The organism is Kitasatospora sp. NPDC001225 (assembly GCF_053597855.1).
Window position 1 is genome coordinate 16,120 of the sequence record NZ_JBSFJC010000019.1, and the last position, 13,097, is coordinate 29,216.

A 13,097-nucleotide genomic window follows, 5' to 3' on the forward strand; every position below is an offset into this window, starting at 1 on the left:
CGGTGCCGGAACCGGTCATAGGTCCTCCTCGGCCACGGCGTCCTCCCGGGTGAGGGCGACCAGTTCGCGCAGTGCGTCGACCGGCAGGTCGGTGAGCCAGCGCTCCCCCTCCCCCACCACCGCCTCGGCCAACGAGCGCTTGGCGGTGAGGAGTTCGTCGATCCGCTCCTCGACGGTGCCGACGCAGACCAGTCGGCGGACCTGGACGTCCCGGCGCTGGCCGATCCGGAAGGCGCGGTCGGTGGCCTGCTCCTCGACCGCCGGGTTCCACCAGCGGTCCAGGTGGATCACCTGGTTGGCTGCGGTCAGGTTGAGGCCGGTGCCGCCGGCCCGCAGCGAGAGCAGGAACACCCGTGGCCCGTCCGGGGACTGGAAGCGGTCGACCAGCTCCTCGCGGCGCGCCCGGGCCAGGCCGCCGTGCAGGTAGAGCACCTCCTCGCCGAGCCTGCGCTCCAGGTACGGGCGGAGCATCGCGCCGAACTCGGCGTACTGGGTGAAGACCAGCGTCCGGTCGCCCTCGGCCAGCGCCTCCTCCAGCAGTTCGGCCAGCCGGGCGACCTTGCCCGAACGCCCGGCCACCGCCGAGCCGTCGTGCAGCAGTTGGGCCGGGTGGTTGCAGACCTGCTTGAGCTTGCCGATCGAGGCCAGCACCGTGCCGCGCCGCTCCACGCCCCGGATGCCCTCGACCCGCCGCAGCAGGTCGGCGACCACGGCCTGGTAGAGGCCGGCCTGCTCCGCGGTGAGGTTGCACCAGACGGTCATCTCCTGCTTGGCGGGCAGCTCGGCCGCCACCGCCGGGTCGGACTTGACCCGGCGCAGCACGAACGGGGCGGTGCGGCGCAGGAGTTCGGCGGTGCGCTCGGGGTTGCGGTGCAGCTCGACCGGGATCGCGTAGCGCTCCTTGAAGCGCTCGGCCGGGCCGAGCAGGCCGGGGTTGGCGAAGTCCAGGACGGCGTGCAGTTCGGCGAGCCGGTTCTCCACCGGGGTGCCGGTGAGGGCGATCCGGTGCCGGGTGACGGGCAGCGACCGGATCGCCCGGGACTGCGCGGTGCCGGTGTTCTTGATGTGCTGGGCCTCGTCGGCGACCACCCGGCGCCAGCGGATCGCGCGCAGGGCGGCGAGGTCGCGCTGGACCAGCCCGTAGGTGGTGATGACCAGGTCCACGCCCCGTACGGCTTCGGCGAGTTGCTCCGCGCCGAGGCGGCCGGCCCCGTGGTGGACGTACCGCCGCAGGCCGGGGGCGAAGCGCTCGGCCTCGCGCTGCCAGTTGCCGACCAGGGACATCGGGCAGACCAGCAGGGTCGGGCCGACGGCATCATCGGGCCGCCCGGGGGCCTTCCCGGAGGCCCGCTCGGAAGCCTTCCCGGGGACCTTCTCGGAGGCCTTCTCCGCAACCAGCAGGGCGAGCGTCTGAACGGTCTTGCCGAGGCCCATGTCGTCCGCCAGTACGGCGCCGAGGCCGAGCCCGGACATGGTCCGCAGCCAGGCCAGCCCGCGCTCCTGGTACGGGCGCAGCTCGGCCCGGAAGTCCGGCGGCAGCTCCGGCGCCACCGCGCCGGTGCCCCGCCCGGCGAGCAGGTCGCCGAGCGGGCCGTCCGCGCGCACCGAGGTGACCGGCAGCCCGGCGACCGTCGCGTCCGGGTCGAGGGCGAGCCGGAGCAGTTCGGTGGCGGCGAGCACGCCGTCGCGCCGGTCGGCGAGGAAGGCGAGGGCGGCGGCGATCTGGGCCGGGTCGGCCTCCAGCCAGGTGCCGCGCACCCGGACCAACCCCTGCTTGGCGGCGGCGAGTTCGGCCAGTTCGTGCTCGGTGAGCGGTTCCCCCTCCGGGCCGAGCGCGGCCTGCCACCGGAAGGCGACCACGGCGTCCCGGTCCACCTGGCTGGTGACCGCGAGGGTGCCGGGCGCGGGCGGGGTGGTGGCGCGCAGGGCGAGCCCGAGCCGGGGGCGGCGGCTCCACCAGGCGGGCAGCAGCACCCCGAAGCCGCCCTCGGCGAGGGCGGGCGCGGCGGTGCGCAGGAAGTCCAGCGCACCGGCCCGGTCGAGCGGCAGGGCGGACGGGCGGGAGCGGTGGCGCAGCCCGTCCAGGGCGGGCCAGCGGTGGGCGGCGCGGGCGAGTTCGGCGACCAGGACGTCGACCGGGTCGGCGGCCTTGCGGGCGAGCGCGGCGTGGGCGGCGCCGCCCTCGTGCAGGTCGGCGGCGCGGACCAGCAGGGAGGGCTCGTCCACGGCCTGGAGCAGGAACTCCAGCCGCCAGGCGTCGTCGGAGGGGCGGCCCTCGGGGTCGTCCGCGTCGGGGCCGAGCGGCTCGACCAGGCGGAAGCAGAGCCGCAGCGCCGGGTCGACGGGCTCGGCGGCGGCGTACCAGGCGCCGAGCCGGCGGCGAAGTTCGGCGACCTCCCCGGCCGGGGCGCCGTCGATCGCGCCGTCGGGGGTGGCGAGGGCGTGCAGCCAGCGCTCGGCGACGGCCTCCCCCGGCGCGGGGAAGGGGGTGTCCGCCAGTGCGGCGCGGGCCTCGGCGTCCACCAGTGCGCCCAGGGCGGCGCCCAGCAGCGCCTCGCCGCTGCCGGGCCCGTGCGGCCACTCCCCCAGCAGGACGGGCGGGCAGCCGGCGGCCAGGGCGGCGGCCTCGCGGCGCCCGGCCGGGGTGGGGTCGGGCCGCCACCGGGCCCGCGGCCGGCCGTCGGCGGCGGTCACGGGCAGCGGCAGCACCCGGCCCCGGCCGACCGTCCGCCAGGCGAGGTCGTGCACCCCGGTGAGCCAGCGCAGCGAGGGGCCGTGGACCACCTCGACCCGTCCGGCGCCGGGCAGGTCGGTGCCGGTGACGGCCCAGACCGGGTCGAAGACCTCGCCGAGCAGCTGGGCGGCGGCCCCGGCGTCGAAGAGCAGGGCCGGGACCCGCCAGGGGGTGAGCACGGCACCGCCGCGCGGCGGGGTGACCGGCAGGTCGGGCGAGGGTGCGGGGACGGTGCCGACGGTGGGCAGCAGCAGGGTGGCCCAGCGCTCGGGGGCCTGGCCGGCGAGCCAGCCGAGGCCCGGGCCGATGCCGCCGAGCACGGCGGCCAGCTCGCCGGCCGGGCAGGCGTAGGGGTGGGCGCGCGGGGCGGGCCGGTCGGGGTGCGGCTCGGGGGCGCCGGGGTGGGCGCGGGCGTCCTCGGCCCAGAGCGCCAGCCGCCCGTCCGCCCGCCAGAGCGCGTGCAGGACGAACATCGGGGGCCTTCCGGGCGGGGTGGGAACCGTCCTTCGCAGCCTAACCGGGAGGGCCGACAGGACCGGCCCGCTGAGCCGTTCGGGGGAAGCCCGGACGCCATGGTTGAAAGTTGAACGAAGTTGTCCTACGCTGGAGCCAACAAGTTGAAGCCTAAACAACTGGCTTCGAACCAAGGAGGAAGCCATGGGCCTGTTCAACCGCACCAAGACCGTCACCGCCCCCGCCGCGGCCGCCGTCCGGACCCCGGCCGGTCCGGACCTCGCCCACCTGACCGGCGACTGGACGATCGACACCACGCACAGCGAGATCGGCTTCTCGGTCCGCCACGCGATGGTCACCAACGTCAAGGGCCGCTTCACCGAGTACGACGGCGCGCTGCACCTGGACGGGACCCACCCGGGCAACTCCACGGCCGAGCTGGTGATCAAGGTCGCGAGCGTCGACACCAACCAGGCCCAGCGCGACGAGCACCTGCGCACCGGCGACTTCTTCGCCGCCGACGCCCACCCGGAGATCCGCTTCCGCAGCACCTCCGCCCAGCTGGTCGGCGGCGACTCGTACCGGATGACCGGCGACCTCACCATCAAGGGCACCACCCGCCCGGTCGTGCTCGACCTGGAGTACACCGGCAGCGCCACCGACGCGTACGGCGCCGACCGGGTCGGCTTCGAGGGCAAGGCCGTCCTCGACCGCACCGAGTTCGGCCTGACCTACAACGCCGCGCTGGAGACCGGCGGCGTGCTGATCGGCGAGAAGGTCAAGCTCAGCTTCGAGATCTCCGCCGTCAAGGCGGCCTGAGCCGGCCGTCCCCGTCGCGGCCGGCCTCGCCCCGTCGCGGGCCGCCCCCTGAGCACCGTCCCTGCCCCTCCCCCCGGGGGCAGGGGCGGTTTTCGCCTACCCCGGGGGCAGCAGCGCCGCGTCCGCCGCGGGGAGCCAGCTGCCCGGCGGGCGGCGCAGCCAGCCCTCGGCCGCGCCGAGCTCGTCCGCCGCCGCGGCCAGCGCCCGCAGCCCCGGGTGACGCTCGCCGGGCCGGTGCACCAGGCTGACCAGGGTCAGCGGCACCGGCTCCACCAGCGGCACGTTCACCGTCCCCGGCATCCGCGGACCACCGACCGTGGTCAGCATCGGATCGCCGTGCCGGACCAGGTAGCGGGCGGTCTCGTCCACGCCGACCGGCGGCGCGTACGGCGCGGCCGCCGTCAGGCCGTGCTCGCGCAGCAGCCGGGTGCCGAGGTCGGCCCACTCGGTGGTGGCCGGGTTGCCCACGCAGACGTCGACGGGGTGCCCGACCAGGTCCGACAGGCGCAGGGCGGCGCGGCCGGCCAGCGGATGGGTGTCCGCCATCATCACCGAAACCCGCTCCAACCGCACCGGCAGCTGGACGAGTTGACCGCGCACCGGGGCGGGCAGTCCGGCGAAGCGCCCGAAGGAGGCGTCCAGCCGGTGGGCCAGGAGCTCGGCGGCGGCCGCGGCCAGCCCGCCGTGGAAGCGGGCCAGCAGTTCGCCCTCCGGCCAGGCGGCGCGGGCCCGTTCGAGCACCCGGTCGGCGGCGAGGTCCGGGCCGTTGACGTCGCTGTTGAGGTCGAGCAGCAGCGGCCGGGCGGCGGCCCCGGCCCCGGTCGCCGCCTCGGCGAGGATCTCGTCGTGCAGGGCGAGGAACCGGCGCGCCCGGGGCAGCAACCGCCGCCCGGCCGGGGTGAGTTCGACGCTGCGGGTGGTTCGGGTGAACAGCGCGTCGCCGAGCAGCCCCTCCAGGGTCCGGACGTCCCGGCTGAGCGCCTGCTGGGCGGTGTGCAGCCGCTCGGCGGCCCGGCCGAAGTGCAGGGTCTCGGCGGTCGCGACGAAGCCGCGGAGCAGACGGGGGTGCAGGTCACGGGGCATGGGCGGCAGATTAACAACAGGGTGTTGTGAGTGCGGCGAAACAGGTGTTGGACGGCCGCCCGCCGCCGGCACCAGGCTGGGGGCACCCCCTTCCCACCTGCTCACAGGAGCCCGATGCCCTCGCGCGCCCTCCTCACCTCCTACCGACGGCTGTTCGCGGCCCCCGGCGCCGTCGCCTTCACCCTGACCGGACTGCTCGGCCGGCTGGCGCTGTCGATGAACGGCGTCGCACTGGTGGTGCTGCTCTCCGAACGGCGCGGCTCGTACGGGCTGGCCGGGGCGGTCTCGGCGACCGGGCTGGTCACCGGCGCGATCGGGATGCCGCTGATCGGACGGCTGGTGGACCGGTACGGGCAGGCGCGGGTGACGGTACCGGCCGCGCTGTACAACGCCGTTCCGCTGACCGGCCTGCTGCTCTGCGTCCGGCTCGGCGCACCCGACTGGACGCTCCTCCTCTGCTCCGCGGCCTGGGCGGCGGCACCCAACCTCGGCGGCATGGCCCGCTCCCGCTGGGCGCACCTGCACCGGGACGACCCGGCCGCCCGGCACCTGGCCAACTCCTTCGAGCAGGCGCTGGACGAACTCTGCTTCATGGCCGGACCGGTGCTCGCGATGGTGCTCTGCACCACGTTCGCCCCGGAGGCCGGACTGGTCACCGCCGGTGCCCTCGGCACCACCGGCGCCCTGCTGTTCGCCGCCCAGCGGCGCACCGAACCGCCGTTGCCGCCGCCCGGCTCTGTCGGCTCGGTCGGCTCGGCCGGTTCCCCGCTGCGGGTGCCCGGGCTGCGGGTGCTGGTGCTGACCTTCCTGGCGACCGGCATGGTCTTCGGCGCGACCGAGATCACCACCGTGGCGTACGCCGACGCGCTCGGCCACAAGGCGTCGGCCGGCCTGCTGCTGGCCCTGGTCGCGGCCGGCTCCTGCCTGGCGGGGCTGCTGTTCGGACTGCTGGCCCCGCGTCGGGCGCCGGGCCCGCGCTTCCTGCTCGGCGCCACGGCGATGGTCGCGGTGCTGCTGCTGCCGCTCGCCGCCGGACTGGGCGGGGCCGGTCTCGGACTGCTCGGCGTGGCGCTGTTCGCGGCCGGCACCGCCACCGCGCCGACCATGGTGACGGGAATGACGCTGGTCCAGGAGCTGCTGCCGCGGCGGCAGTTCAACGAGGGGATGGCGATGGCGGTGTCCGGCATCGTGGTCGGCATCTCGGCGGGGGCGGCGCTCGCCGGGGCGGTCGCCGAGCGGGCCGCTCCGGGCACCGGCTACGCCCTGCCCGCCGCGGCCGCCGGGCTCGCGCTGCTGATCGCGCTGGCGGGGCGGCGGCACCTGGCGACGCCGGGGACGGCGACGACCGGCGGCGCCTCGGGCCCCGGCTCGGACGGTGCGTCACGTGCAGCGGGTTCGGCGGGTACGGCGGGTTCGGCGGCGGCGGATAATTCCGAGCGGATTGTCAGTGCCTCCCTCTAACGTCGAGGCATGGAGGAAATCACCTACGTCCGAGGCGATGCCACCACGCCGCACGGCAAGGGCGTGAAGGTGATCGCGCACGTCTGCAACGACCTCGGCGGCTGGGGCAAGGGCTTCGTGCTCGCGCTCTCCAGACGCTGGCCCGAGCCGGAGGCGGCGTACCGGCGCTGGCACCGGGAGCGGGCGACGAACGACTTCGGGCTCGGCGCCGTCCAGCTGGTGCGGGTCGATCCGCACGTCTGGGTGGCCAACCTGGTCGGCCAGCGCGGCATCCGGACGGGGCGCTCCACCGGGGTGCCCGTGCGGTACGAGGCGATCGACACCGGGCTGGACGCGCTGGGCGGGCACGCGCTCCGGCTCGGCGCCTCCGTCCACATGCCGCGGATCGGCTGCGGTCTGGCGGGCGGGCGCTGGGAGCGGGTCGAGCCGCTGGTCACCGCCCGGCTGACGGGCCGGGGCGTCCCGGTGACGGTCTACGACTTCGACTGACCGGGCCGCTCCGGCGCCGCTTCCACGTCCACCGATCCGTTCCTACTGATCTGTTCCCATCGGTCCGTTCCTACCGGTCCGCCGGCTTCGGCCGGTCGGCCCCGGTCGCCACGCGCTCGGCCGGCCAGGCGTACACGTACTCGGGCAGCAGGAATCCGCCGGGGAACTCCCCCTCCTGCGCCCGGACCCGCTCGGCGCCCTCGCGCTCGTAGAAGGCGATCGCGCGGGTGTTGTCCCGCAGCACCTCCAGGGAGAGTGCGGCCCCGGGGTGCCGCTCGGCGACATGGGCGCGGCCCGCGGTCAGCAGCTCGCGGCCGATGCCGCCACCGTTCAGGCCGGGGCGCACGTGCAGGTTGTCGATCAGCACCCCGCCGTCCGGCTGCGGGACGAGGTAGATGAACCCGACCACCGCACCGGCCCGTTCGGCGATCAGGAGCTCGGGCGTGTTCTCCGGCTCCCCGTAGTCGGCGTCCAGGCGCAGTTCCCACAGCTCGCGCCGCTGGGCCGCCATCCCGTCGCCCAGCCCCTCCGCCGGGACGATCCCCCGGTAGGTGGTGCGCCAGCTGTGGGCGTGCAGCTCGGCGACGGCCTCGGCGTCCCGCACTCCGCCGCGCCGAATGACGATCTGTCCTGAACTGATCATGTGACCAGCCTCCCACAGAGATGGAGTTGAACATGTTCAACCGAAACGTCTACAGTTCCACTCGGCTTTTGAACGCGTTCGAAATTCGGGGGGTCATCGTGGTACCGGGTGCGGAGGGGGCATCCGGTGCCACGAACACCGACACCGGATGGAACGTCGTCTCCGGCTAGGCTCGTCCTCGTGGACGACCTGGCAGCGACGAACCGAACGGACGGCGGGAACGGCACGGCCGGGGCTCCGGCCGTGCCCGGACCGGAGGGCGGCCCCGCACCGGAGGGCGGGCCCCTGCCCGGCGGCCGGGCCCAGCCGAAGACCGACAAGAGTGAGGCGACCCGTGCCCTGATCCTGGAGACGGCCATGCGGCTGTTCCAGGAACGGGGCTACGAGAAGACCACCATGCGCGCCATCGCCACCGAGGCCGGCGTCTCGGTGGGCAACGCCTACTACTACTTCTCGGCGAAGGAATTCCTGATCCAGGGGTTCTACGACCGGATGACCTACGAGCACGCGGCCGACGCCAGGCGCCGGATGGCCCACACCCGGGACTTCTCCGAGCGGCTGCGGATCGCGCTGGACTCCTGGCTCGACACGGCCGCGCCGTACCACGAGTTCTCCGCGCAGTTCTTCCGCACCGCCGCCGACCCGACCAGCTCGCTGAGCCCGTTCTCCAACGAGTCCCACCCGGCCCGGGCGACGGCGGTCGAGCTGTTCCGCGACGTCCTCCAGGGCTCGGAGCTGGCACCAAAACTGGACGCCGAACTGGTCGAGCTGCTGCCGGACGTGCTCTGGCTCTACCTGATGATCGTGGTGCTGTACTGGGTCTTCGACCGCACCCCGGACACCGAGCGGACCAGGGAGTTCGTCCGGCGCTCGACGCCGCTCGCGGCGCGGATGATCAACCTGTCCCGCTACCGGGTCTTCCGGCCGATCGTCCGCGACGCCAAGGGCCTGATCCAGGACTTCATCCTGCCCACCATCGGCAAGGCGGCGGTCAAGTAGCGCCCGCGACAACGCCGGAGGCCGGCCCGCGAACGGGTCGGCCTCCGGCACGCGCACGGGATCAGAACTCGGTCGGCGTCCAGGCCCGCAGCGGGGTGCGCAGCAGCAGGTCGGCGGCGGCGGCCGCGCCCGGGCGCAGTTCGGTGAGCAGGGCGGCCGCGGCCAGCCTCGACGCCGTCTCCGCGCCCAGGTAGAGCGAGCCCAACTCCGAGGCGCCGAGCGCGAGGTCGGCGTCGTCCGTGGTCCGGACGCAGCGGCCGGTGCCGTCCTCGGCCGTCTCCAGCGCCCAACGGCCGGAGGCGTAGCCGAGCCTGTCGTCGACCTCCAGCACCACCCGGCCGGGGGCGCCGTAGCTCCGGGCGCCGAACGCGGCCTCGACGTCCAGCACCCGCAGCCACACGAGGTCCCCGTTGCCCTCGTGCGGGGTGGCCGCGCGCGGGTCCTGGAGCAGCAGCGGCAGCGGGTCGTCCGGGGCGAGCTTGGGCACCTCGACCCGGGACACCCAGTCGACCGACAGCACCAGGCGCCACAGCTCGACGGCGGTGGGCAGGTCGAGGGCGATGAACTCGCTCACGGTGAGCTTGCAGTCGGGGTAGGCGCCGTCCCACTTGTTGGCGATCCGGTAGAGCACCAGGCCGGTGACCTCCCCGGCGGCGTCCCGGTGGACGGCGGCGAAGGGCTCCTTGAACTCGTCGCCCGGCGCCCGCACCTCGCCGGAGGTGCGCTCCCACCAGAGCGTGTCGCGCTCGATCGCCCCCGGCTGGGTGCGCCGCCAGCGCTCGTGCAGGTCGGCTCCCAGCTCGCGCAGCTCCGCCATGGTCACGAAGTCGGTCCGGCCGCCGGGGACGCCCGGCAGGCCCTCGCGCAGACCGCGGGTGCGACGCAGCTCGATGTTCCAGCCGGCGCCCTGGGTGGCCGGGCCGAAGCCGAAGCGGCCGTAGATGTTGTACTCGGCGGCGGCCAGGATCGCGACCGCGCTGCCGCGCTCGGCGGCGGCCGCGAGGTCCCGCCGCATCATCGCGCTGAGCAGGCCGCGGCGGCGGTGGGTGGCGGTGACCGCGACGTTGGTGATGGCGTCGGCCGGCACGACGGCCCCGCCCGGGACGGTCAGTTCGGTGTCGAAGCTGCGGAAGGTGGCGATCTGGCGCTCGCCGTCGAAGCCGGCCAGCATCCGGCCGGGCTCCCAGTAACGGCGGCGCAGGTCCTCCGCGACGGCCACCTCGGGGCGCAGGAAGCCGAAGTTGAGCGCCCGGTTCCACTCCGCGACCTCGTCCACCGAGACGGCCCGGACCTGGAGCCCGCTCACGGTGTCGACGGCCGCGTGATCGTTGCTGTTGCCCATGGGGCCACCGTACGGCGGCCTTTCGGGGGCGGCATCCGATTTATTCCGTGCGCGACCCGGTGTGCTCGCCCGGCACCACCACCCAGTGGTTGGTCCGCAGGACGCGGTCCGCGAAGTCCAGGTCCCGCTCGCCGAGCAGCCGGAAGCCGAGCGCCCGGCAGATCCCGTTGGACGGCCCGTTGGCCGTCCCCGGGTTGGCGTGCACCTCGCCCCAGCGGCCGTCCTCGGCGGCGGCGTCCAGCACCAGGCGGACGGCCGCCTTGGCGAGGCCGCGGCCCTGGTACTCGGGCAGCACCATCCAGCCGATCTCGGAGACCGGCACGCCGTCCTCCTCGTCCGACCAGAGCGTGACGACGCCCGCGGCCTCGTCGCCACCGGCGGAGTCCGGCACGATCATCCTGATCCACGCGCCGTCCGCGGCCACCTCGGCCAGGTCCTTGCGCAGCCGCGCCTCCACCTTCTCCCGGGGCAGCGGCCCGCCCAGCTCGGCCATCATCACCGGGTCGCACCGCATCCGGACGTACGCCTCGACGTCCCCCGCCCGAACATCCCGCAGCCGCATGACGCCTCCTCAGTGCCGGTCCGGCGGCCACGCTAGCGCGACCCGCCGACAGTGGCGTCCCGGCGGCCCGACCTGGCATCCTCGTGCCGGTTCAGGCACAAACGATCCGTTTTCGGGGGGAACCATGGAGGACCAGTACGTCCGCCGGCTGAAGGACTACGAGAGCTGGTCGCTGGCGGTGAAGCTGGTCGGCGGGCTGACCGTGGCCGGCTGGCTCTGGGCACTGTGGCTGGTCTTCCTCCCGGCCGCGGGGATCTGCGGCACACCGGCCTTCTACGAGCCGACCGGCTTCCACATGGCGGAGGCCTGCGACTCCGAGATGATCGGGCGGATCGGCGGCGCGCTCGCCGTGTTCCTCGTGTCGCTCCCGTTCGCCGCCGCCTGGGGCTGGACCGTCGTGCGGCTGCGCGACAGCCGCCAGGCCCTGGCCGACCTGGCCGACCGGTAGCCCGCCGGAGCGGCGGCCTTCGTGACGGCCTTCACGGCGGTCCTCGTGGCGTCCACCATCGGCGGCGCCCGCCGGAGTTGACTGGTCGGCGATCCCCGCGCCCCGAGGAGGCCGCCACCGCCATGGCCACGTACGTGATCACTCCGGAGGTGGCCCTCCACCTGGTCCGGGACGGGGCCGCGGCCCCCACCGGGCACCAGCTGCCGGCCCCGACCCTGCTGCGCTCGCAGCTGCTGTCGCTCCTCTACGGGGCCGTCCGGCGGGGCGAGTTGGCCGAGCGGGACGCCGAACGCGCGCTCGACGCGGTGCGGGCGCTGCGGATCCGGCTGCTCGGCGACCGCGTCCAGCAGGCCACCGCCTGGCGGATCGCCGAGCGGCTCGGCCTGCCGGACACCCCGGACGCCGAGTACCTCGCGCTGACCCGGCTCCAGGCGGACGCCCTGGTCACCCTCGACCCCGCCCTCGCGGCCGCCGCCGAGGGGGTGGTGCCGACCGCCCCCGTCGAGGTGCTGACCGCAGCTCGCCGGCCCGGGGGTCAGGGGCGGGCGTAGAAGTTCGGGGTGCCCATGATCCAGAGGCTGGCCTGCTTGACCGGCATGCCGGCCCGCGGGGCCTCGATCATCTGGTCGTCGCCGATGTAGAGCCCGACGTGGTAGATGTCGGCGGCGCGGCCGGTGTCGGTCCAGAAGACCAGGTCGCCCGGGCGCAGCTGGCGGTAGCCGATCGGGGTGCTCTGGGCGTACTGGTCGGCGGCGAAGTGGTTGAGCTGCCGGCCGCCCTCGCGCCAGGCCATCATCGTCAGCCCGGAGCAGTCGTAGCCGCCCGGGCCCTCGCCGCCCCAGACGTAGGGCAGGCCGATCTTGGACTTGGCGAAGGCGATGGCGGCGGCCGCGCCCTCGGCGGACCACGGACGGGCGGGGGGCGGGGCCTGGGCCCTGGCAGCGGCGGCCGCTGCCGCCTCTGCCGCCGCCGCGGCCTCGGCTTCCCGGGCGGCCTGCTCGGCGGCGGCGCGGGCGGCGGCCTCGGCCTCGCGGGCGGCGATCGCCTCCAGGGCCTCGCGGCGCCGGCGTTCCAGCTCGACGGTGGTGTTCCGGGCGGCGGCCAGTTCGACGAGCAGCTGCTCGCGGCGCTGCCCGGCGGCGGCCACCTCGCTCTGCTGGGCGGCCAGCCGCTGTTCGGCCCGGGCCTTGGCCGCGCCGACCTCGGCGGCGGCCTTCCCGGCAGCCCCGGTGGCGGCCCGGGCCTCGGCGGAGGCGCGGCGGGCGGCGGCGGCCGTGGAGGTGGCGGCGTCCAGGATCTGCCGGGTGCGCTCACTGACCTGGCCGACCGCGGCGGCGCGCTCGCCCGCCTCGCGCGGGCCGTGGGCGCCGAGCAGGGCGTTGAGGGCGGACAGTTCGGCGCCCGCGCCCTGCCGGTAGGTCTCGGCCGCGAGCCGGGCCGCGTCCTCGGCGGCGGCCACCCGCTCGGTCTCGGCGGCCGCGGCGCGCTGCGCGGCGGCGGCCTCCTCGGCGCGGGCCCGGGCGAGGGCCAGCTGGGCGCCGTTGTAGGCCTCGACGGCCTGTTCGGCGGTGCGCCCGGCCCGGTCCAGCTCGGCCCGGGCGGCGGTGAGGGCGGCCTCCAGGGCGGCGGCCGAGGAGGCCTTGCCCTCGGCCTCGGCCCGGGCCCGGTCGATCTCCTCGGTGGTCGGGTACGGCTCCTCGTCCGCGGGCCGGCCGACCGCCGGTGCACCGGTGACGGGTTCGCCGAGCGCGGGGGCGGCCTGGGCGGCGGGGAGCAGTCCGAGCAGTGCGGTGAGGGACAACAGGAGGGTCGGCAGGAGCCTGCGAGCCACGCGACATCATCCCTTCTGACGGGTCCGGAGGGGACGGCGTCGGACGGTGCGCGGCATCGGGGCGGGCGGGCGACGGCCCGGCGGCCCGGTGGTGGCGGGGAGTCCGATGAATCATCCCATCACGTGACAGAACGGTCACATGACGCTCATGTTCTCAATTCCGGCGGCCTTCACACCTGGAAACGTGCCCCGCCAATCGAGTGACGATCAGATGATCTGACCAAACCTCGGCT

Annotated in this window: 12 protein-coding genes; 6 read left to right on the plus strand and 6 right to left on the minus strand. The window is 75.4% G+C overall.

Annotated elements, in window-relative coordinates; genetic code table 11:
• Window positions 1-15: 15 nt before the first annotated feature.
• Complete coding sequence (locus ACWDCZ_RS09145; protein WP_449815593.1) at window positions 16-3,207, minus strand: SNF2-related protein; 3,192 nt, start codon at window positions 3,205-3,207, stop codon at window positions 16-18.
• Window positions 3,208-3,391: 184 nt separating this feature from the next.
• Here ACWDCZ_RS09145 and ACWDCZ_RS09150 point away from each other — a divergent pair, with 184 nt between their 5' ends.
• Window positions 3,392-4,006, plus strand: coding sequence for a YceI family protein (locus tag ACWDCZ_RS09150; RefSeq protein ID WP_049661334.1), 615 nt, complete (start codon window positions 3,392-3,394; stop codon window positions 4,004-4,006).
• Window positions 4,007-4,102: 96 nt separating this feature from the next.
• On the opposite strand, the gene ACWDCZ_RS09155 is transcribed toward ACWDCZ_RS09150, so the two are convergent.
• Entirely contained in the window at window positions 4,103-5,089 is a 987-nt protein-coding gene (locus ACWDCZ_RS09155; RefSeq protein ID WP_375876609.1) for a LysR family transcriptional regulator, read from the minus strand.
• Between the two features lie 114 nt (window positions 5,090-5,203).
• Between ACWDCZ_RS09155 and ACWDCZ_RS09160 the strand changes: the two genes are divergently transcribed.
• A complete protein-coding gene (locus ACWDCZ_RS09160) occupies window positions 5,204-6,550 on the plus strand; it encodes an MFS transporter (RefSeq protein ID WP_449815594.1) in 1,347 nt (448 codons plus the stop codon).
• Between the two features lie 9 nt (window positions 6,551-6,559).
• The gene (locus ACWDCZ_RS09165) at window positions 6,560-7,039 is read left to right on the plus strand and encodes a macro domain-containing protein (protein WP_449815595.1); all 480 of its coding nucleotides are present in this window, start codon (window positions 6,560-6,562) and stop codon (window positions 7,037-7,039) included.
• A 70-nt stretch (window positions 7,040-7,109) separates the two neighbouring features.
• On the opposite strand, the gene ACWDCZ_RS09170 is transcribed toward ACWDCZ_RS09165, so the two are convergent.
• A complete protein-coding gene (locus ACWDCZ_RS09170) occupies window positions 7,110-7,682 on the minus strand; it encodes an N-acetyltransferase family protein (RefSeq protein WP_449815596.1) in 573 nt (190 codons plus the stop codon).
• 180 nt (window positions 7,683-7,862) lie between these two features.
• Between ACWDCZ_RS09170 and ACWDCZ_RS09175 the strand changes: the two genes are divergently transcribed.
• Entirely contained in the window at window positions 7,863-8,681 is an 819-nt protein-coding gene (locus ACWDCZ_RS09175) for a TetR/AcrR family transcriptional regulator (protein ID WP_234348640.1), read from the plus strand.
• 61 nt (window positions 8,682-8,742) lie between these two features.
• Here ACWDCZ_RS09175 and ACWDCZ_RS09180 read toward each other — a convergent pair whose 3' ends face one another.
• The gene (locus tag ACWDCZ_RS09180; RefSeq protein WP_117488441.1) at window positions 8,743-10,023 is read right to left on the minus strand and encodes a GNAT family N-acetyltransferase; all 1,281 of its coding nucleotides are present in this window, start codon (window positions 10,021-10,023) and stop codon (window positions 8,743-8,745) included.
• Window positions 10,024-10,063: 40 nt separating this feature from the next.
• Window positions 10,064-10,585, minus strand: coding sequence for a GNAT family N-acetyltransferase (locus tag ACWDCZ_RS09185; RefSeq protein WP_074001743.1), 522 nt, complete (start codon window positions 10,583-10,585; stop codon window positions 10,064-10,066).
• A gap of 124 nt (window positions 10,586-10,709) precedes the next feature.
• Between ACWDCZ_RS09185 and ACWDCZ_RS09190 the strand changes: the two genes are divergently transcribed.
• On the plus strand, window positions 10,710-11,033 hold the full coding sequence (locus ACWDCZ_RS09190) for a hypothetical protein (RefSeq protein WP_049658680.1): 324 nt from the start codon (window positions 10,710-10,712) through the stop codon (window positions 11,031-11,033).
• 122 nt (window positions 11,034-11,155) lie between these two features.
• Window positions 11,156-11,584 carry a type II toxin-antitoxin system VapC family toxin gene (locus tag ACWDCZ_RS09195; protein ID WP_449815597.1) on the plus strand — a complete coding sequence of 143 codons (429 nt, stop codon included), beginning with the start codon at window positions 11,156-11,158 and terminating at the stop codon, window positions 11,582-11,584.
• Here ACWDCZ_RS09195 and ACWDCZ_RS09200 read toward each other — a convergent pair.
• Window positions 11,569-12,864 (minus strand): C40 family peptidase, encoded by a 1,296-nt coding sequence (locus tag ACWDCZ_RS09200; protein ID WP_449815598.1) that lies wholly within the window; start codon window positions 12,862-12,864, stop codon window positions 11,569-11,571. The genes ACWDCZ_RS09195 and ACWDCZ_RS09200 overlap by 16 nt on opposite strands.
• Between the last annotated feature and the right edge of the window lie 233 nt (window positions 12,865-13,097).

Coding starts and splice junctions, on each gene's coding strand:
- ACWDCZ_RS09195 (WP_449815597.1), top strand. CDS start 11,156: ATGGCCACGTACGTGATCACTCCGGAGGTGGCCCTCCACCTGGTCCGG.
- ACWDCZ_RS09160 (WP_449815594.1), top strand. CDS start 5,204: ATGCCCTCGCGCGCCCTCCTCACCTCCTACCGACGGCTGTTCGCGGCC.
- ACWDCZ_RS09165 (WP_449815595.1), top strand. CDS start 6,560: ATGGAGGAAATCACCTACGTCCGAGGCGATGCCACCACGCCGCACGGC.
- ACWDCZ_RS09190 (WP_049658680.1), top strand. CDS start 10,710: ATGGAGGACCAGTACGTCCGCCGGCTGAAGGACTACGAGAGCTGGTCG.
- ACWDCZ_RS09155 (WP_375876609.1), bottom strand. CDS start 5,089: ATGCCCCGTGACCTGCACCCCCGTCTGCTCCGCGGCTTCGTCGCGACC.
- ACWDCZ_RS09185 (WP_074001743.1), bottom strand. CDS start 10,585: ATGCGGCTGCGGGATGTTCGGGCGGGGGACGTCGAGGCGTACGTCCGG.
- ACWDCZ_RS09150 (WP_049661334.1), top strand. CDS start 3,392: ATGGGCCTGTTCAACCGCACCAAGACCGTCACCGCCCCCGCCGCGGCC.
- ACWDCZ_RS09180 (WP_117488441.1), bottom strand. CDS start 10,023: ATGGGCAACAGCAACGATCACGCGGCCGTCGACACCGTGAGCGGGCTC.
- ACWDCZ_RS09170 (WP_449815596.1), bottom strand. CDS start 7,682: ATGATCAGTTCAGGACAGATCGTCATTCGGCGCGGCGGAGTGCGGGAC.
- ACWDCZ_RS09145 (WP_449815593.1), bottom strand. CDS start 3,207: ATGTTCGTCCTGCACGCGCTCTGGCGGGCGGACGGGCGGCTGGCGCTC.